General features: G+C 73.3%; 12 protein-coding genes and 1 pseudogene. 8 read left to right on the forward strand and 5 right to left on the reverse strand.

The window, feature by feature from the left end:
• Nucleotides 1–4: 4 nt before the first annotated feature.
• From ACFW2G_RS04085 to speB, 3 genes are all read right to left on the reverse strand, one after another.
• The gene (locus ACFW2G_RS04085) at nucleotides 5–3862 is read right to left on the reverse strand and encodes an ABC transporter ATP-binding protein (protein WP_384580707.1); all 3858 of its coding nucleotides are present in this window, start codon (nucleotides 3860–3862) and stop codon (nucleotides 5–7) included.
• 185 nt (nucleotides 3863–4047) lie between these two features.
• Entirely contained in the window at nucleotides 4048–5733 is a 1686-nt protein-coding gene (locus ACFW2G_RS04090) for a thiamine pyrophosphate-binding protein (RefSeq protein ID WP_384580705.1), read from the reverse strand.
• Between the two features lie 48 nt (nucleotides 5734–5781).
• Nucleotides 5782–6744, reverse strand: a complete 963-nt coding sequence (gene speB, locus ACFW2G_RS04095) for an agmatinase (RefSeq protein ID WP_030840481.1) — start codon at nucleotides 6742–6744, stop codon at nucleotides 5782–5784.
• A 116-nt stretch (nucleotides 6745–6860) separates the two neighbouring features.
• On the opposite strand from speB, the pseudogene ACFW2G_RS04100 reads away from it, so the two are divergent.
• The 3 genes and pseudogenes from ACFW2G_RS04100 to tesB form a co-directional block, all read left to right on the forward strand.
• Nucleotides 6861–8249: pseudogene (locus ACFW2G_RS04100) on the forward strand (helix-turn-helix domain-containing protein); the annotation flags it as partial.
• Nucleotides 8250–8533: 284 nt separating this feature from the next.
• Nucleotides 8534–9691 carry an acyl-CoA dehydrogenase family protein gene (locus tag ACFW2G_RS04105; RefSeq protein WP_384445954.1) on the forward strand — a complete coding sequence of 386 codons (1158 nt, stop codon included), beginning with the start codon at nucleotides 8534–8536 and terminating at the stop codon, nucleotides 9689–9691.
• Between the two features lie 6 nt (nucleotides 9692–9697).
• Complete coding sequence (tesB, locus tag ACFW2G_RS04110) at nucleotides 9698–10573, forward strand: acyl-CoA thioesterase II (protein ID WP_037923538.1); 876 nt, start codon at nucleotides 9698–9700, stop codon at nucleotides 10571–10573.
• Nucleotides 10574–11036: 463 nt separating this feature from the next.
• On the opposite strand, the gene ACFW2G_RS04115 is transcribed toward tesB, so the two are convergent.
• Both ACFW2G_RS04115 and ACFW2G_RS04120 read right to left on the reverse strand, forming a co-directional pair.
• A complete protein-coding gene (locus ACFW2G_RS04115; protein WP_384445955.1) occupies nucleotides 11037–11858 on the reverse strand; it encodes a phosphatase in 822 nt (273 codons plus the stop codon).
• 56 nt (nucleotides 11859–11914) lie between these two features.
• Entirely contained in the window at nucleotides 11915–12493 is a 579-nt protein-coding gene (locus ACFW2G_RS04120; protein WP_384445956.1) for a TetR/AcrR family transcriptional regulator, read from the reverse strand.
• Nucleotides 12494–12591: 98 nt separating this feature from the next.
• Between ACFW2G_RS04120 and ACFW2G_RS04125 the strand changes: the two genes are divergently transcribed.
• From ACFW2G_RS04125 to ACFW2G_RS04145, 5 genes are all read left to right on the forward strand, one after another.
• Nucleotides 12592–14208, forward strand: a complete 1617-nt coding sequence (locus ACFW2G_RS04125) for a carboxyl transferase domain-containing protein (RefSeq protein ID WP_384580703.1) — start codon at nucleotides 12592–12594, stop codon at nucleotides 14206–14208.
• 26 nt (nucleotides 14209–14234) lie between these two features.
• Nucleotides 14235–16241 (forward strand): acetyl/propionyl/methylcrotonyl-CoA carboxylase subunit alpha, encoded by a 2007-nt coding sequence (locus tag ACFW2G_RS04130; protein WP_384580701.1) that lies wholly within the window; start codon nucleotides 14235–14237, stop codon nucleotides 16239–16241.
• The gene (locus ACFW2G_RS04135) at nucleotides 16238–17170 is read left to right on the forward strand and encodes a hydroxymethylglutaryl-CoA lyase (RefSeq protein WP_384580699.1); all 933 of its coding nucleotides are present in this window, start codon (nucleotides 16238–16240) and stop codon (nucleotides 17168–17170) included. Before ACFW2G_RS04130 ends, ACFW2G_RS04135 begins: the two co-directional genes overlap by 4 nt.
• Nucleotides 17171–17177: 7 nt before the next feature.
• Nucleotides 17178–18338: an acyl-CoA dehydrogenase family protein gene (locus ACFW2G_RS04140; protein WP_037923521.1), complete on the forward strand. Its 1161-nt coding sequence runs from the start codon at nucleotides 17178–17180 to the stop codon at nucleotides 18336–18338.
• 147 nt (nucleotides 18339–18485) lie between these two features.
• Entirely contained in the window at nucleotides 18486–19526 is a 1041-nt protein-coding gene (locus ACFW2G_RS04145) for an ABC transporter substrate-binding protein (protein ID WP_384445960.1), read from the forward strand.
• The last annotated feature ends 29 nt before the right edge of the window (nucleotides 19527–19555 follow it).

Raw genomic sequence — 19555 nt, forward strand, 5'->3', positions numbered from 1 at the left:
CCTTTCAGGCCGCCGCGTGCTCGTCCTCCCCGACGAAGGTGCGCCACAGCTCCGCGTACCGCCCGCCGAGCGCGAGGAGGTCGGCGTGCGGGCCGTCCTCGACGACGCGGCCCCGGTCCATCACGACGACCCGGTCGGCGCGCGCGGCGGTGGTCAGCCGGTGCGCCACGACCAGGGTGGTGCGCCGGCCCGCCAGCCGGTCCGTCGCCTGGTTGACCTGGGCCTCGGTGGCCAGGTCGAGGGCGGCGGTGGCCTCGTCCAGCAGCAGCACGTCCGGGTCGACCAGCTCGGCGCGGGCCAGCGCGATCAGCTGGCGCTGGCCTGCGGAGAGGTTGCGGCCGCGTTCGGCGACGGTGTGCAGGTAGCCGCCGTCCAGGGTGGCGATCATGGCGTGGGCGCCGACCGCGCGGGCGGCGGCCTCCACCTCGGCGTCGCTCGCGTCCGGCCGACCGTAGGCGATGGCGTCGCGAACCGTCCCCGGGAAGAGGTACGACTCCTGGGGGACGACGCCCAGCCGGTGGCGGTACTCCGTCAGGTCGAGCTCCCGCAGGTCGGTGCCGTCGGCGGTGATCCGCCCGGAGGTCGGGTCGTAGAACCGGGCCACCATCTTCACCAGCGTGGACTTCCCCGCCCCGGTCTCGCCGACGAAGGCCACGGTCTGCCCGGCGGGTATGCGCAGGCTGATCCCGGCCAGGGCGTCGCCCTTCTCGCCGCGTTCGGCGGCCGTCCCGTACTGGAAGCGGACGTTCTCGAAGGCGATCTCGCCGCGCAGCTCCGGCAGTTCACGCGGGGCGGCGGGCCGCGGGGTGGTGGTGGGCTCCCGCAGCAGCCCCTGGATGCGGCCGAGGGAGACGGTGGCCTGCTGGTAACCGTCGAAGACCTGGGAGAGCTGCTGGACCGGGGCGAAGAAGAGGTCGATGTAGAGCAGGTACGCGACGAGGGCGCCGGTGGTGAGCGTCCCGGCCTCCACCCGGCCCGCGCCGACGATGAGCACGGCGGCCGCGGCGGCCGAGGACAGGAGCTGGACGAACGGGAAGTAGACCGATATCAGCCACTGGCCGCGGACCCGGGCCTGCCGGTAGGAGTCGCTGCGCTCGGCGAAGCGGGTGGCGCCGGAGCCCTCGCGGCGGAAGGCCTGCACGATGCGCAGGCCGGAGACGGACTCCTGGAGGTCGGCGTTGACCAGGCTGACCCGGTCGCGGGCGAGCTCGTAGGCGGCGACCGACCTGCGGCGGAACACGATCGTCCCGACGACCAGGACGGGGAGGGTCGCGAAGACGATCAGCGCGAGCTCGACGTCCAGGACGAGCAGGGCGATCAGGATCCCGAAGAAGGTGAAGACGGAGACGACGGCCGTGACCAGCCCGGTCTGGAGGAACGTGGACAGCGAGTCCACGTCCGTGGTCATCCGGGTCATGATCTTGCCGGTCAGCTCGCGCTCGTAGTAGTCGAGCCCCAGCCGCTGGAGCTGGGCGAAGATCTTGACGCGGAGGGAGTACAGGACGCGCTCGCCGGTGCGGCCCGTCATCCGGGTCTCGGCGAACTGTGCGGCCCACTGGGCTACGACGACGGCGAGGGCGAGCCCGGCGGCCACCCAGACGGCGCCGAGCACGGCCGCTTCCACGCCCTGGTCGATGCCGTGGCGGATCAGGATCGGCAGGAGCAGTCCGGATCCCGCGTCCACGGCCACGAGGGCGAGGCTGATGGCGAGCGGTGCCCAGAACCCCCTGAGCAGGCGGCGCAGCCCATAGCTGTCCTCGGCGGCGGCCGCGCGGGTCTCGTCCACGTCGGGCCGGTCGTCGGCGGGCGGCAGCGCGGCCACCTGGGCGAGCAGTTCGGGAGTGGCGGGCGTCCCGGCCACCGCACCGGCCATCGAGTGGCCGGCTCCGGGCACGCCCGCACCGGCGGCGGGGGCCGTGCCGGGGCCGGTCGCCGCGTCCGGCTCCTCACGTCGGCGCCACAGCTCGGGGGTGATCCCGGCGGGGACCCTGCGCTTGGCGTTGACGGGCTCGGAGTCGATCTCGGCTTCCAGCTCGATGTCGCGTTCGAGGTCGCGGTCGAGCTCGCTCTCGAACTCGGCCATCGCGAGGGCGTCCGGGGTCCGCGGCGAACCGGCGCCGAGCGCGTCGGGGTCGGTCAGCAGCCTGCGGTAGAGCGGCGAGCGCTTCTGGAGCTCCTCGTGCGTCCCGATCTCGGCGAGCCGCCCGCGGTCCAGCACGGCGATCCGGTCGGCCAGCGCGAGCGTGGAGCGGCGGTGGGCGATCAGCAGGGTGGTCCGGCCGGCCATGACGGCGCGCAGGGCCTCGTGGATCTCGTGCTCGACGCGGGCGTCCACGGCGGAGGTGGCGTCGTCGAGGAGCAGCAGCCGGGGGTCGGTGAGGATGGCGCGGGCCAGGGCGATGCGCTGGCGCTGGCCGCCGGAGAGGGTCAGGCCCTGCTCGCCGACCTTGGTGTCGTACCCGGCGGGCAGCGCCCGGACGAATCCGTCGGCCTGGGCGGCGCGGGCGGCGGCCTGGATCTGCTCGTCGGTGGCGTCGGGATGCCCGTAGGCGATGTTCGCCCGGATGGTGTCGGAGAAGAGGAAGGAGTCCTCGGGGACGAGGCCGATCGCGCCGCGCAGGGACGTGTAGGTCAGCTCGCGGACGTCGTGACCGCCGATGCGGACGGTGCCGCGGTCGGCGTCGTAGAAGCGCGGCATGAGGAGGGAGACGGTGGACTTTCCGCTGCCCGAGGCGCCGACGACGGCGACGGTCTCGCCCTCCGCCACCGACAGCGAGAAGCCGTCGAGGACGGGCCGCTCGGGGTCGTAGCCGAAGCGGACGTCCTCGAACTCGACGGTGGCGGGCGCGTCGGCGGGCAGTTCGTGTACGCCCTCCCGGATCGCGGGCTCGGTGTCGATGAGCTCGAAGACCCGCTCCGCGCCGGCCCGGGCCTGCTGGGCGACGGTGAGGACCATGGCGAGCATGCGGACGGGGCCGACGAGCTGCGCGAGGTAGGTGGAGAAGGCGACGAAGGTGCCGAGGGTGACCTGCCCTTCGGTGGCCATCCAGCCGCCGAGGGCCAGCATGGCGACCTGGGCGAGCGCGGGCACGGCCTGGAGGGCGGGGGTGTAGCGCGAGTTGAGGCGGATGGCCCGCATCCGCCCGGCGAACAGCCGGCGCCCGGCCTCGCGGAGCTTGCCGGTCTCCTGCTCCTCCTGGCCGAAGCCCTTGACGACGCGTACGCCGGTCACGGCCCCGTCGACCACGCTCGCGACCGCGGCCGCCTGGCTCTGCGCGTGCCAGGTGGCGGGGAAGAGCTTCCTGCGGCTGCGCTTGGCGATGAACCAGAGCGCGGGCGCCATCAGCAGCGCGACGACGGTCAGCAGCGGCGACAGCCACAGCATGATCCCGAGGGATATCCCGAAGAGCAGGAAGTTCCCGATGGTCATCGGGAGCATGAAGAGCAGGCCCTGGATCAGCTGCAGGTCCGTGGTGGCGCGCCCGACGACCTGCCCGGTGGACAGCTCGTCCTGGCGCCGCCCGTCGAGGCGGGAGATGGTGTCGTACATCTCGGTGCGCAGGTCGTGCTGCACGTCGAGGGCGAGGCGTCCGCCGTAGTACCGGCGTATGTAGGTGAGCACGTACACGAGCAGGGCCGCGGCCACGAGCATCCCCGCCCAGGGACCCATGGGCTTGGAGCGGTCCCCGATGACGTCGTCGATGATCACCTTGGTGACCAGTGGCACGAGCGCCATGACGGCCATCCCCGCCAGCGAGGAGCCGAGCGCGAGCAGCACGTTCGCCCTGTACCGCCAGGTGTGGGCGGCCAGCCGCCTGACCCAGCCCCGTTTCTCCCCCGCCGCTGTCTGTGCCGCCGCCACGTAGGCCTCCCCGTTCGGTCCTGTCCTGCCGGAAGCGGGAACGCCCCGACCGGCGGATTTCATCCCGCCGCAACCATTCGAACGTGTACTCCGGGCGCCTCCGGCGCACCCGGGGAGCCCCGGTTCGTGGTCCGTCCGGGTCGCGGGGCCGCTTCGCGCGGGTACGGGTTCAGACGGGTACGGGTTCAGAGGTGGGTGGGGGCGAACATCCTGAGGGTGGCCGGGAGGACCAGGACCGAGGGGCCCGGGGTGGCGAGGGCCTTCCTGAGGTCACCCGTCAGCGACTCCGGGGTGGTCGTGGCCGCCGGGACGCCGAAGGACCGCGCCAGGGCGGCGAAGTCCGGGCGGGTGAGGTCCGTGCCCGTGGTGCGGCCTTCGAAGGCGTCGGTCATGTACGCGCGCAGGATGCCGTAGCCGCCGTCGTCCACGATCAGCCAGGTGACGTCCAGATCGTGCTGCCGGGCCGTCGCCAGCTCCGCGAGCGAGTACATCGCGCCGCCGTCCCCCGAGACGGCGAGCACCGGGGTGCCCGGCTCCGCGACGCAGGCGCCGAGGGCCGCCGGGAAGGCGTAGCCGAGGCCGCCCGCGCCCTGGGCCGAGTGCATGGTGTTGGGGTGCCTGGCGTCGAAGGCCGACCACGCCCAGTAGGACAGGATCGTCATGTCCCAGAAGGACGGCGAGCGGGCCGGCAGCGCGGTCCGGATCGAGGCCAGGAGGGACTGCTCCAGGGCCAGGTCCTGGTCCGCGAGGCGGGCCGCGATGTCCTCCAGGACCATGCGGACCCGCTCGGGGGCGTGGTCGTCCTGCCGCTCGTCCACGGTCTCCAGCAGCGCCTGGAGGGCGAGGCGGGCGTCGGCGTGGATGCCCAGGGCCGGGTGGTTGGACTCCAGCTTGCCGAGGTCCGCGTCGATCTGGACGATCCGGCCCGTGGGGAAGAAGGTGTGGTAGTTCGAGGACAGCTCGCCCAGGCCCGAGCCGACGACGAGGAGCACGTCGGCGTCCTCCAGGAAGTCCGTCATGTGGCGGTCCTCCAGCCAGGACTGGAGGGACAGCGGGTGCGTCCAGGGGAAGGCGCCCTTGCCGCCGAAGGTGGTGACCACGGGTGCGCCCAGCCGCTCCGCCAGCTGCCTGAGCTTGCCGGAGGCGTCCGAGCGGACGACCCCGCCGCCCGCGATGATCACCGGGCGGGAGGCCCGCGACAGCCAGTGGGCCGCCACCGCGGTCAGCTCCGGGCGGGGCGCGAGCTCGTGCGGGGTCGCGTCCATGCCCGTGACCTGCGGGACGATCGTCTCCGACTGCAGGACGTCCTCCGGGATCTCCACCCAGACCGGGCCGTGCGGGGCCGTGAGCGCTGACTCCCAGGCCTCGGCGACGACCGAGGGGATCTGGGAGGCGGTGCGCGCCTCGTGGACCGACTTGACCACGTCGCGGAAGGACGCGGACTGGTCGCGCAGCTCGTGCAGGTGGCCGCGCCGCCCGCCGCCGAGGCCTGCGACCGGCACCTGGGAGGAGATGGCGAGCACCGGCGCGGAGGCCGCCGCCGCCTCCGCCAGGGCCGGCAGGGCGGTGAGCGCGCCGGGGCCGGTGGACAGCAGGAGGGGTGCCGCCTCGCCGGTGATCCGGCCGTACGCGTCCGCCGCGAATCCGGCGTTGTTCTCCACCCGCAGGGTGACCAGCCGCAGGTCGGAGCGCCCCACCGCGTCGAAGAGGCCGAGGGCGTGCTGCCCCGGCAGTCCGAACACGGTGGTGGCGCCCAGCGAGCGCAGCGTCTCCACGACCAGGTCTCCGCCCGTGCGCCCCGGCGGCGGCGCGAGCGCGGCGGCCGTCTGGGCCGCGGTGGGACGGAGTACCAGGTCGTGGTCGTGCGTCACGGGGTGCGGTGCCCTCCTTGCTTCGCCTCGCCTTGCTTCGCCTTCGGCCTACTTCGCCTTCGACGCCGCGATCTGGCGGCTCATGATGGTGGTGAGCTCGTACGCGGTGTGCGAGGCCGCGACCGAGGTGATCTCCGCGTGATCGTACGCCGGGGCGACCTCGACGACGTCGGCGGAAACGAGGTTGCAGGAGGACAATCCGCGGATGATCTCCAGCAGCTCGCGGGAGGTCATGCCGCCCGCCTCGGGGGTGCCGGTGCCGGGCGCGTGCGCCGGGTCCAGGACGTCGATGTCGATGGAGATGTAGAGCGGGCGGTCGCCGATGCGCTGGCGCAGCTGGTCGGCGACCTCGTCGGCGCCGCGGCGGTAGACGTCCGCCGAGGTGACGATGCCGAAGCCCATCTTCGCGTCGTCGTCGAGGTCCTGCTTGCCGTACAGCGGGCCGCGGGTGCCGACGTGGGAGAGGGCCTCGGTGTCGAGGATGCCTTCCTCGACGGCGCGGCGGAACGGCGTGCCGTGGGTGTACTCGGCGCCGAAGTAGGTGTCCCAGGTGTCCAGGTGCGCGTCGAAGTGCAGCAGGGCGACCGGACCGTGCTTCTTGGCGACGGAGCGGAGCAGCGGGAGGGCGATGGTGTGGTCGCCGCCGAGGGTCATCAGGCGGGAGCCGCCCGCGAGGAGCTCGTCGGCAGCGGCCTCCACCGTCTCGACGGCCTCGTTGATGTTGAAGGGGTTCACCGCGATGTCACCGGCGTCCGCGACCTGCGCGAGGGCGAAGGGGGAGGCGTCCTGCGCCGGGTTGTAGGGGCGCAGCAGGCGGGAGGCCTCGCGGATGGCGTTGCCGCCGAAGCGGGCGCCGGGGCGGTAGGAGACGCCGGAGTCGAAGGGCACGCCGACGACGGCGACGTCGGCGGAGCCGACCTCGTCGAGGCGGGGCAGCCGGGCGAAGGTCGCCGGGCCCGCGTAGCGCGGGATGCGGGAGGAGTCGACGGGTCCGCGCGGCTGCGTGCTCATGGCTGTGCCTCTTTCTCTGGCCTGACGTGTGCGGTCCTTCGAGCGTAAGTGCGCCACACGCGGGTGGGGAGTGTACGTTTCATCCATCTGGCCCTGCTGATGTGTACGGAGTATCCATGGCTGCCGCTGCTCGTGATCCGGAGTACGGCAACGGACCGGCAGGTGAGCCGTTCACCCCGCCGGTGTCCCTCACCTCGCTGCTCGCCGACCGGGAGCTCGGCCTGCGCCACCTGGCCGGACCGGCCGCCGCCGGGGTGCACGGCGTGCACGCCTCCGAGATGCCCGACCCCTCCCCCTACCTGCTCGGCGGCGAGCTGCTGCTGACCGCCGGGGCGGGCCCGGCCGAGGACCCCGACGGGTACGTGGCCCGGCTGGCCGGGGCGGGGGCGGCCGCCCTCGGCTTCGGCGTGGCCCCGGTGCACGAGGAGGTCCCGGCCGCACTGGTCGAAGCCTGCGCCCGGCACGGGCTGCCGCTGCTGGAGGTTCCCCCGCGGACCCCCTTCTCGGCGGTCGCCCGCGCGGTGGGGCGGCTGACCGCGGAGGCCCGGACCCGGGAGCTGCGCCGGACCACCGAGGCCCAGCAGGCCCTGGCGGCGGCCGCGGCCCGGCCCGATCCGGTCCCGGCGGTGCTGGCCCGGCTCGCCGCGAGCCTGGGCGGCTCGGTCGCCCTGTGGCCGGGCGGCCGGACGGCGGGCCCGGAGCTGCCGCCCCTCGCCCGGGAGGCGCTCTCCGCGCTGCTGGCCCGGGTCGGCCGCGAGGACGGTCCCGCCACGGCGACGGACCGGGCGGGCGGACACCACCTGGCCGCCTACACCCTGGCCGGGCGGGCCGCACTGGGCACCGCGACCCCGGCCCGCACGCCCGGCGACCACACCGTGGCCTCGGTGGCCGCCGTACTGCTGACCCTGCTCACCGCCGAGCGGCCCGCCGGGGTCGAGGCCGCGGCCCTGACCCGGCTGCTGCTCGACGGGGATCCGGCCGCCGCCCTGGCGGCCGGGCCGTGGTACGCCGTGCACGCCCGCGGCACCGGGGACCCGCGGGCCCTGGCGGCCGCGCTGGGCGCCGTACTGCTGGACCCGCACGAGGGCGGCGTACGCCTGCTGACCGAGCGGGAGCCCGGCGCGCAGCCCGGCTGGCGGCTGGGCGTGAGCGCCCCGGCGGCGCCGGACGCGCTGCCGGCCGCCGGCGCCCAGGCCGAGCGGGCCCTCCGGCGCGCGGAGGCGGCCCGCACCCCGCTGGCCCGGCACACCGATACCGGCTTCGCGGGCCTGGTCGGGGAGGCCGAGGCCCGCGCCCACGCCGAGGCCCTGCTCGGCCCGCTCTCCCCCGCGCTGCGCGAGACGCTGCGGGCCTGGCTGGCGCACCACGGCAGCTGGGACCGCGCGGCAGCCGCCCTGGGGGTGCACCGCAACACCGTGCGCCAGCGGATCGCCCGCGCCGCGGCACTCCTGGACCGGGACGCGGACGACCCGGACGTCCGGATGGAGCTGTGGTTCGCGCTGCGCACCCCGGAGCCGCGCACCCTGGAGCCGAGCGGCGGCACAGGCTCATCCGGCGGGGCGGCGTCGGGCGGTGGGACGGACGCCGCGCGGCACCCCGGCCGTGCGGGCGGCAGGGCGGTGCGACCGGACGGAGGCGGCACGTCGACCGCCGTCGGCCACGCGGGTGAGCCACCCCACTCCACCCGCGGCGGCTCCGCTCTGGACAGCCAGATTGACCGACCGGTAACTTAGTCTGAGCAAGCGCTTAGCCATAGGCGGCGGACCGCCGCGACCGAAGGGAGCCGGCCGTGCGCCGCACCGTTTTCAACGAGGACCACGAGGCGTTCCGCGAGACCATCCGCGCCTTCGTCGAGGCCGAGGTCGTCCCCGTCTACGACGAGTGGTTCGCCGCCGGCCAGGCGCCGCGCGACTTCTACTACAAGCTCGGCGAGCTGGGCGTCTTCGGCATCAACGTGCCCGAGGAGTTCGGCGGCGCCGGCCTGGACACCCACAAGTTCGAGGCCGTCCTCTACGAGGAGACCTCCCGCGCGGGCGTGAACTTCGGCGGCTCCGGCGTGCACGTGCTGCTCGCCCTGCCCTACATCAAGATGCTCGCCGACGACGAGCAGAAGAAGCGCTTCCTGCCGAAGTTCGTCTCCGGCGAGGAGATGTGGGCGCTGGCCATGACCGAGCCGGGCACCGGCTCCGACGTCGCGGGCATGAAGACCACCGCCAAGCTCTCCGAGGACGGCACCCACTACGTCCTGAACGGCGCCAAGACCTTCATCACCGGCGGCGTGCACGCCGACCGCGTGATCGTCTGCGCCCGCACCTCCGCCCCGAGCGAGGACGACCGCCGCTTCGGCATCTCCCTGTTCGCCGTGGACACCAAGTCCGAGGGCTACTCCATCGGCCGCAAGCTCGACAAGCTGGGCCTGAAGACCTCCGACACCGCCGAGCTGGCGTTCGTCGACGTGAAGGTCCCGGTCGAGGACCTGCTGGGCGAGGAGGGCAAGGGCTTCTACTACCTCGGCCACAACCTCGCCTCCGAGCGCTGGGGCATCGCCTTCGGAGCGTACGCCCAGGCCGCCGCGGCCGTCCGGTTCGCCCAGCAGTACGTCACTGAGCGCACCGTCTTCGGCAAGCCCGTCGCGCACTTCCAGAACACCAAGTTCGAACTGGCCGCCTGCCAGGCCGAGGTGGACGCCGCCCAGGCCGTCGCCGACCGCGCCCTGGAGGCCCTGGACGCCGGCGAGCTGACCCCGGCCGAGGCCGCCTCCGCGAAGCTGTTCTGCACTGAGGTCGCGCACCGCGTCATCGACCGCTGCCTCCAGCTACACGGCGGCTACGGCTACATGAACGAGTACCCGATCGCCCGCCTGTACGCCGACAACCGCGTCAACCGCATCTACGGCGGCACCAGCGAGATCATGAAGTCGATCATCGCCAAGTCGATGGGTCTGTAAGTCCCCTTGAACGAGGCACTGACGGATCTCCTCGATCTGCTCGACCTGGAGCAGATCGAGGAGAACATCTTCCGCGGCACCAGCCGTACCTCCCTGGTGCCGCGCGTGTTCGGCGGCCAGGTGGCCGCGCAGGCCCTGGTCGCGGCCGGGCGCACGGTGCCCGCGGACCGTCTGCCGCACTCGCTGCACTCCTATTTCCTGCGCACCGGCGACTCCGGCGCCCCGATCGTCTACTCCGTGGACCGGATCCGCGACGGGCGGTCCTTCACCACCCGGCGCGTGGTCGCCGTCCAGCACGGGCAGCCGATCTTCCACCTCTCCGCGTCCTTCCAGACGTACGAGGAAGGGCTGGAGCACCAGGTCCCGATGCCGTCCGCACCGGACCCCGAGTCCCTGCCGACGGCCGCCGAGGCGCTGCCGCGGTACCGCGAGACCTTCCGCGACCCGGGCACCGTCGAGCGGCTGCTGGAGGCGCGCGGCGCGGTGGACCTGCGGTACGCGACCACCCCGCCCTGGGGCACCGTCGGCGAACCGCTGGAACCGCGCTCGCAGGTCTGGTTCCGCACGCAGGGCAAGCTGGCCGACGACCCGCTGCTGCACACCTGCCTGGCCACCTACGTCTCCGACATGACCCTGCTCGACGCGGTCCTGCTCGCGCACGGGCGCGGCGGCTGGGCGGTGGGCGACGTGGTCGGCGCGTCGCTCGACCACGCGATGTGGTTCCACCGGCCCTTCCGCGCGGACGAATGGCTGCTGTACGACCAGGAGTCCCCCTCGGCCCACGGCGGCCGCGGCCTGGGCCAGGCCCGCATCTACACCCAGGACGGCCGCCTGGCGATCACGGTCATCCAGGAGGGCGTGGTCCGCGTCCCGCGGACCTGACGGCGCGGCGGACCGGAGTCCGGGACCGCCGCCCCGCTCCAGAACTCTCGCAGCACCGGCTCGACGTGGCGGCCATCGGGGCCGGACACCCGCTCCGGCGCGAGCTCGCCATTCCGCCAACGGCGTTGCGCCCCCGGGCGGTCCTGCGACGGCACCGTCCGCCACTCGGCGGCCGTGCCTTCCGGGGTGCGGCGCGCGGGGTGCGCAGCCACGCCGGACACCCTCACCAACGGCTCGGGGACATTCCCCCGCGGGTGCCGCCCGGGCCTGCGGACGACCCCGCCCGGCGGCAAGTCCGACCCCCGCGGCACGCCCTTGAGCGTCATCGGCCTGGACGGAGAGCGGATCGCGCCGCTTCAGAGGCTTCGCCGTGCGACGACCGCGACCCCGGCCGCCGACGGCGTGCCGGACACCGGCCGGGAATCGCGGCCGGGGCCTTCTCGCCGCCCGCCCGGGCCCGCCGTCAGCTCAGGCCTGCCGCGTCGAGCAGGTACGCCACCATCGGGTCGTAGAAGCGCGGGTCGCGGACGTGGTCGTCGAGCGGGACCGCGACCTGGAGGGTGCCTTCGGCCTCGCCGAGGAAGAGGGCCGGGTCGTTGCAGTCGGCGTAGCCCACCGCGTCCAGGCCGCGCTGGGCCGCGCAGCCCGCCCAGCCGTGGTCGGCGACGACGAGGTCCGGCTGCGGCCGGTTCTGCGCCGTCAGCCCGTCCAGGATGGCGGCCATCGGCTCCGGCGAGTGGGTGTGCCACAGGGTCGCGCCCCGCTCCAGCACGGCGACGTCCGCGAACTGCCACACCGAGCCCTCGTCCGCCATCAGGCCCTGCGGGATCACCACGATCTCGCAGCCCGCGGCCCGCAGGGCCGCCGCCGTCGCCCGGTGGACGTCCAGCAGGCCGCCCGGGTGACCGGTGGCGAGCAGCACGCTCTGCCGGTCGGCCGCCGCCTTGCGCAGCCGGGCCGCCAGCCGGTCCAGGCCGGCCACCGTCAGCTCGGGGTCGATGGTGTCCTGGCCGAAGCGGAACGCCGGGTCGTCCACGACGCCGCAGCGCTCGGCCATCACGGCGAGGACGTCCTGCTCGTCGGTCCAGCGGTCGCCCAGTTCCAGGCCGAGCCAGTAGTGCCGGTCGCCGTTGGCGAGCTTGCGGTAGTGGGAGAGGTTGTTCTCGCGCGGCGTCGCGACCTGCCCTGCGATCCGCGTGCGGACCAGATGGTCGACGAGTTCGGCGCGGCTCGGCGTTCCCACGGATCGGTCGGGCGTCTCTATCGGCTTCGGCATACGGGCCATTCTGCCGCCGCCGGGCCGGAGGCGGCGCGTCCATTCCAGTCGGCGGACGCCCCGGGTCACGCCGACAGCGCCCCGAACGCCCCGTGCGCGAGCCTGCGCAGCAGCGACTCCGTCGCCTCCCGGCCGAGGGCCGCCAGGTGCGGGGTGGAGTTGAGCAGGCCGAAGACCGCGTGCACGGCGACCCGTACCTCGGCCTCGCCCGTCTCGGGGTGCAGTTCCCGTACGACCTCCACCCACAGCTCCACGTACTGGCGCTGGAGCTGCCGTACGAGCTTGCGGTCCTCCTCCCGCAGCCGGTCGAGCTCCCGGTCGTGCAGGGTGATCAGCGCCCGGTCGTCGAGTGCGAAGTCGATGTGGCCGTCGATGAGGGAGGACAGGACCCGGGCCGGGTCCCCCGCCGCCTCCGCGACCCGGTGGCGGCCGCCGGTGAGCAGCCGTTCACTGATGCCGACGAGGAGCTCGGCGAGCATGGCGTCCTTGCCCGCGAAGTGCCGGTACAGGCCGGGGCCGCTGATGCCCACGGCGGCCCCTATCTCGTCCACGCCGACGCCGTGGAACCCGCGCGCGGCGAAGAGGCGGGCGGCCTCGCTGAGGATCTGCTCGCGTCGGGTCGGGGCGGCCGCTCTGGTGCTCATGGGAAACCATTCTAGACAGGGCCGTTAGCGGTCGTTAACCTGAGCTCACGAGCGTTAACGCTCATTAACCGCCTGGAACGAGCAAGGGAGCTCGACCGATGCAGCAGGCACCAGTGCTGACGAGCGCCGCGGACCCGGCGTCCGAGGCCTGGCGGACCAACGAGGCCGCCCACCGCGAGCTGACCGAGGGCCTGCGCGCCCGGCTCGACGCGGCCCGGCTCGGCGGCGGCGAGAAGGCCCGCGCCCGCCACACCGCCCGCGGGAAGCTCCTCCCGCGCGACCGCGTGGACGCCCTCCTCGACCCGGGCTCGCCCTTCCTGGAGCTGGCGCCGCTGGCCGCCGAGGGCATGTACGGGGGCGCCGCCCCCGCCGCCGGGGTCATCGCCGGCATCGGCCGGGTGAGCGGCCGCGAGTGCGTGGTCGTCGCGAACGACGCCACCGTCAAGGGCGGCACGTACTACCCGATGACCGTCAAGAAGCACCTCCGGGCCCAGGAGGTGGCCCTGGAGAATCGTCTCCCCTGCCTCTACCTGGTCGACTCCGGCGGCGCCTTCCTGCCGATGCAGGACGAGGTCTTCCCGGACCGGGAGCACTTCGGTCGCATCTTCTACAACCAGGCGCGCATGTCGGGCGCCGGCATCCCGCAGATCGCCGCCGTCCTCGGCTCCTGCACCGCGGGCGGGGCGTACGTGCCGGCCATGAGCGACGAGGCCGTCATCGTCCGCAACCAGGGCACGATCTTCCTCGGCGGCCCGCCGCTGGTGAAGGCGGCCACCGGTGAGGTGGTCACGGCCGAGGAGCTCGGCGGCGGCGAGGTCCACTCCCGGATCTCCGGCGTGACCGACCACCTCGCGGAGGACGACGCGCACGCGCTGCGGATCGTCCGCAACATCGTGGCGACCCTGCCCGGGCGCGGGGCCCTGCCCTGGTCGGTCGAGGCCCCCGAGGAGCCGAAGGTGGACCCGGCTGGGCTGTACGGCGCGGTGCCCGTCGACTCGCGCACCCCCTATGACGCCCGCGAGATCATCGCGCGGGTCGTGGACGGTTCCCGCTTCCAGGAGTTCAAGTCCGAGTTCGGCCAGACGCTGGTCACCGGCTTCGCCCGGATCCACGGCCACCCGGTCGGGATCATCGCCAACAACGGCATCCTGTTCGCCGAGTCCGCCCAGAAGGGCGCGCACTTCATCGAGCTGTGCGACCAGCGCGGCATCCCGCTGCTCTTCCTCCAGAACATCTCCGGCTTCATGGTCGGCCGCGACTACGAGGCGGGCGGCATCGCCAAGCACGGCGCCAAGATGGTGACGGCCGTGGCCTGCGCTCGCGTCCCGAAGCTGACGGTGGTGGTCGGCGGCTCGTACGGCGCCGGCAACTACTCGATGTGCGGCCGGGCCTACTCGCCCCGCTTCCTGTGGATGTGGCCCAACGCCAAGATCTCCGTCATGGGGGGCGAGCAGGCCGCGTCCGTCCTGGCCACGGTCAAGCGCGACCAGATCGAGGGCGCCGGCCAGGAGTGGCCGACCGAGGACGAGGAGGCCTTCAAGGCCCCGGTCCGCGCCCAGTACGAGGAGCAGGGCAACGCCTACTACGCCACGGCGCGGCTGTGGGACGACGGGGTCATCGACCCCCTGGAGACCCGGCAGGTGCTGGGACTGGCCCTGACCGCGTGCGCGAACGCCCCGTTGGGCGATCGCGGCTTCGGCATCTTCCGTATGTGACGTGATGTGACGTGAGGACCTCACTGATGTTCAGCACTGTTCTGGTCGCGAACCGCGGCGAGATCGCGGTCCGGGTCATCCGCACCCTGCGGGAGCTCGGCATCCGCTCCGTGGCCGTCTTCAGCGACGCGGACGCCGACGCCCGCCACGTACGGGAGGCCGACACGGCCGTCCGGATCGGCCCGGCGGCGGCCGCGGAAAGCTATCTGTCGGTGGAGCGGCTGTTGGATGCCGCGCGGCGGACGGGCGCCGAGGCCGTCCACCCCGGCTACGGCTTCCTCGCCGAGAACGCCGCCTTCGCGCAGGCCTGCACGGACGCCGGGCTGGCCTTCATCGGCCCGCCCGCCTCCGCCATCTCCCTCATGGGCGACAAGATCCGCGCGAAGGAGACCGTGAAGGCGGCGGGCGTGCCCGTGGTGCCCGGCTCCTCGGGCAGCGGACTGACCGACGCCGAACTGGTCGCGGCCGCCTCGGAGATCGGCATGCCGGTCCTGCTGAAGCCCTCCGCGGGCGGCGGTGGCAAGGGCATGCGGCTCGTACGCGACGAGGCGGTGCTGGCCGAGGAGATCGCGGCGGCCCGCCGCGAGGCGCGTTCGTCCTTCGGCGACGACACGCTGCTGGTCGAGCGGTGGGTGGACCGGCCCCGGCACATCGAGATCCAGGTCCTGGCGGACGCCCACGGCAATGTGGTCCACCTGGGCGAGCGCGAGTGCTCGCTCCAGCGCCGGCACCAGAAGGTCATCGAGGAGGCCCCCTCGGTCCTGCTCGACGAGAAGACCCGCGCGGCCATGGGCGCGGCGGCGGTCGACGCGGCCCGCTCCTGCGGCTACGTCGGCGCGGGCACGGTGGAGTTCATCGTCCCGGGCGGCGACCCGTCCTCCTACTACTTCATGGAGATGAACACCCGCCTCCAGGTCGAGCACCCGGTAACGGAGCTGATCACCGGCCTGGACCTGGTGGAGCAGCAGCTGCGCGTCGCCGCGGGCGCGCCCCTCGACCTCACCCAGTCCGAGGTGACGCTGACCGGGCAGGCCATCGAGGCCCGGGTCTGCGCCGAGGACCCGGCGCGCGGCTTCCTGCCGTCCGGCGGCACGGTCCTGGCACTGTCGGAGCCGTCGGGCGGTGCGGTCCGCACCGACTCCGGGCTGACCGCGGGCGTGCCGGTGGGCTCGACGTACGACCCGATGCTGTCCAAGGTCATCGTCCACGGGCCGGACCGGGCCACCGCGCTGCGCATGCTGCGGGGGGCCCTGGCCGACACGGTGATCCTGGGCGTCCAGACGAACGCCGGCTTCCTGCGGCGGCTGCTGGCCCACCCCGATGTGGTGTCCGGGGAGCTGGACACGGGTCTGGTCGAACGGGACCTGCCGGCCCTGCTCCCGGAGGGGGTGCCGGACGAGGTGTACGCGGCGGCCGCGCTGCTGGCGGGCACCGCGCCGGAGCCGCCGGCGGCGGGATGGGTCGACCCCTTCGACGCCGCGAGCGGCTGGCGCCTGGGCGGCACCCCCGCCTGGACGGCCCACCACTTCCGCCTCCCCGGCCAGGACCCGGTGGAGGTCCGTACCCGGCAACTGGGCGCCGAGCAGGAGATCCTGCTGGACGCGGTCGGTGGCGGCGCACCGGCCCGCGGCCGGATCGTCGCCCTCACCCGTGACGCCGTCACCGTCGAACTCGACGGCGTCACCCACCGCTTCAGCCACGCCGCCTCCCCGGAGGGGACCTGGCTCGGCCGCGACGGCGACTCCTGGCACGTCCAGCGCCACGACCCGGTGTCCGCCCACGGCGCGGCCGGTGCCGGGGCGGACACCCTCGCGGCCCCCATGCCCGGCACCGTCACCGTCGTCAAGGTGGCCGTCGGCGACCGGGTGACGGCAGGTCAGAGCCTGCTGGTGGTCGAGGCGATGAAGATGGAACACGTCATGTCCGCACCGCACGCCGGCACGGTCACCGAGCTGGACGTCTCGCCCGGCACCACCGTCGCCATGGACCAGGTCCTGGCCGTCGTCACCCCGGACGAGGAGGAGGGCGCATGATCGGGCTGCCCATGACCGTCCCGGCCACCGGTCTGCCGGCCCGGGTCCGCATCCACGAGGTCGGCGCCCGCGACGGCCTGCAGAACGAGCAGACGACCGTCCCCACCGAGGTCAAGGCGGAGTTCGTGCGCCGCCTCGCCGCCGCCGGCCTGACCACGATCGAGGCGACCAGCTTCGTGCACCCCAAGTGGGTGCCCCAGCTGGCGGACGCCGAGCAGCTCTTCCCGCTGCTCGCCGACGTGGACGCCGCGCTGCCCGTCCTGGTGCCGAACGAGCGCGGCCTGGACCGCGCGCTCGCGCTCGGGGCCACCCGTATCGCGGTGTTCGGATCGGCCACGGAGACCTTCGCCTCCCGCAACCTCAACCGGACCGTCGCCGAGTCCCTCACGATGTTCGAGCCCGTCGTGGCCCGTGCCCGGCAGGGCGGGGCGCACGTGCGCGGCTATCTGTCCATGTGCTTCGGCGACCCCTGGGAGGGTGCCGTCCCGGTCCACCAGGTCGTCTCCGTGGCCAAGGCCCTGCTCGACCTCGGCTGTGACGAGCTGAGCCTCGGCGACACCATCGGGGTCGCCACCCCGGGCCACGTCCAGGCCCTGCTCTCCGCGCTGAACGAGGCCGGTGTCACCACCGACCGGATCGGCGTGCACTTCCACGACACCTACGGCCAGGCCCTGTCCAACACCCTCGCCGCGCTCCAGCACGGGGTGACCACCGTCGACGCCTCCGCGGGCGGCCTCGGCGGCTGCCCGTACGCCAAGAGCGCCACCGGCAACCTCGCGACTGAGGACCTGGTGTGGATGCTCGACGGTCTCGGCATCGAGACCGGGGTCGATCTGGCCGCCCTCACCGCCACGAGCGTGTGGATGGCCGAACGGCTGGGACGCCCCAGCCCCTCCCGTACCGTCCGCGCCCTCTCCCACAAGGAGTAGTCACACCATGTCCCTCGACCACCGGCTCACCCCTGAGCACGAGGAACTCCGCCGCACCGTCGAGGCGTTCGCCCACGACGTCGTCGCCCCGAAGATCGGCGACCTGTACGAGCGGCACGAGTTCCCCTACGAGATCGTCGCCGAGATGGGCCGCATGGGCCTGTTCGGTCTGCCCTTCCCGGAGGAGTACGGCGGCATGGGCGGGGACTACCTCGCCCTCGGCATCGCCCTGGAGGAGCTGGCCCGGGTGGACTCCTCCGTCGCCATCACCCTGGAGGCGGGCGTCTCCCTCGGCGCCATGCCCCTGTACCTCTTCGGCACCGAGGAGCAGAAGCGCCAGTGGCTGCCGAAGCTGTGCTCGGGCGAGGTGCTGGGCGCCTTCGGCCTCACCGAGCCCGGGGCGGGATCGGACGCCGGCGGTACCCGTACGACCGCCGTCAAGGACGGCGGCGAGTGGGTCATCAACGGGTCGAAGTGCTTCATCACCAACTCGGGTACGGACATCACCGGCCTGGTCACCGTCACGGCCGTGACGGGCCGCAAGGCGGACGGCCGTCCGGAGATCTCCTCGATCATCGTCCCGTCCGGCACGCCGGGCTTCACGGTGGCCGCCCCCTACTCCAAGGTGGGCTGGAACTCCTCGGACACCCGTGAGCTGTCCTTCGACGGCGTACGGGTCCCCCTGGCCAATCTGGTGGGCGAGGAGGGCCGCGGCTACGCCCAGTTCCTGCGGATCCTCGACGAGGGGCGGATCGCCATCTCCGCGCTCGCCACGGGCCTCGCGCAGGGTTGTGTGGACGAGTCGGTGAAGTACGCCAGGGAGCGGCACGCCTTCGGCAGGGCGATCGGGGACAACCAGGCCATCCAGTTCAAGCTGGCCGACATGGAGATGCGCGCCCACATGGCCCGCATCGGCTGGCGCGACGCGGCCTCCCGGCTGGTGTCCGGCGAGCCGTTCAAGAAGGAGGCGGCGATCGCGAAGCTGTACTCCTCCACGGTGGCCGTGGACAACGCCCGTGACGCCACGCAGATTCACGGCGGCTACGGCTTCATGAACGAGTACCCGGTGGCCCGCATGTGGCGCGACTCCAAGATCCTGGAGATCGGCGAGGGCACCAGCGAGGTCCAGCGCATGCTGATTGCACGCGAGTTGGGCTTCGCCGGCTAGTTCGACGGCCCGTGCGGGCGCGGGCGGCGCGAGGGGGCCCGAAAAAACTTAGGGCCCCCTTACCGTTTCCGGCCAAGGTTAGGCTAACCTTCCCCACGAACGGCACGCTGGTGGCCGCCCCGGTACGCACGAAAACGGACATCGATTATGCCCAAGTCCCGCAGCAACTCCCTCACCCGTCGCGGCCTCGTCGCCGCGGGCGGCGCCCTCGGGCTGGTCGCCGCGCTCGCCGCGTGCGGCGGCACCGACTCGGCGAAGGGCGACGGCGACAAGGGCAGCACCGCCACCGCGTCCTCCGGCGCCTGGAGCTTCAAGGACGACCTCGGCAAGGACGTCAGCGCCACGTCCACGCCGAAGAACATCGTCGCCTTCACCGGCACCGCCGCCGCGCTGTACGACTACGGCGTCCAGGTCAAGGGCGTCTTCGGCCCGACCAAGACCGCCGACGGCAAGCCCGACGTCCAGGCCGGCTCGATGGACATCTCCAAGGTCGAGATCCTCGGCAACGTCTACGACGAGTTCAACGTCGAGAAGTACGCGGCCCTCAAGCCCGACCTGCTCGTCACCAACACCTGGGACGGCTCGTACTGGTACGTGCCCGAGGCCTCCAAGGACAAGATCCTGAAGCTGGCCCCGCACGCCGCGATCGGCGTCGGCGGCGACGTCTCGATGGACAAGGCCCTGGAGCGCACGGCGGACCTCGCCAAGTCCCTGGGTGCCGACATGAACGCCAAGACCGCCGCCGACGGCAAGGCCCGTTTCGAGGCCGCCGCCGCCAAGGTCCGCGAGGCCACCAAGGCCAACCCGGGCATCAAGGTCCTGGCCGGCTCCGGCTCCGCCGACCTGTTCTACGCCTCCACCCCGGACACCTCGGCCGACCTGAAGTACTTCAAGACCCTGGGCGTGGAGTTCATCACCCCGGACAAGCTGGACGAGGGCGGCTTCTTCGAGAGCCTGAGCTGGGAGAACGCCGGCAAGTACAAGGCCGACCTCATCCTGCTCGACAACCGCACCGGCACCCTGCAGCCGGAGGAGCTGAAGGCCAAGGCCACCTGGGCCGAGCTGCCCTCCGTGAAGGCCGGCCAGGTCGCCCCGCGGACCACCGAGCCGATCTACTCGTACGACAAGTGCGCGCAGATCCTGGAGGACCTCGCCAAGGCCCTCCAGAACGCCAAGAAGGTCGCCTGACCCACGCGCGGCGCCCGGTGACCCCGGGC

Origin of the sequence: Streptomyces sp. NPDC058880, from assembly GCF_042742535.1 — a bacterium.
Taxonomy (GTDB): domain Bacteria; phylum Actinomycetota; class Actinomycetes; order Streptomycetales; family Streptomycetaceae; genus Streptomyces.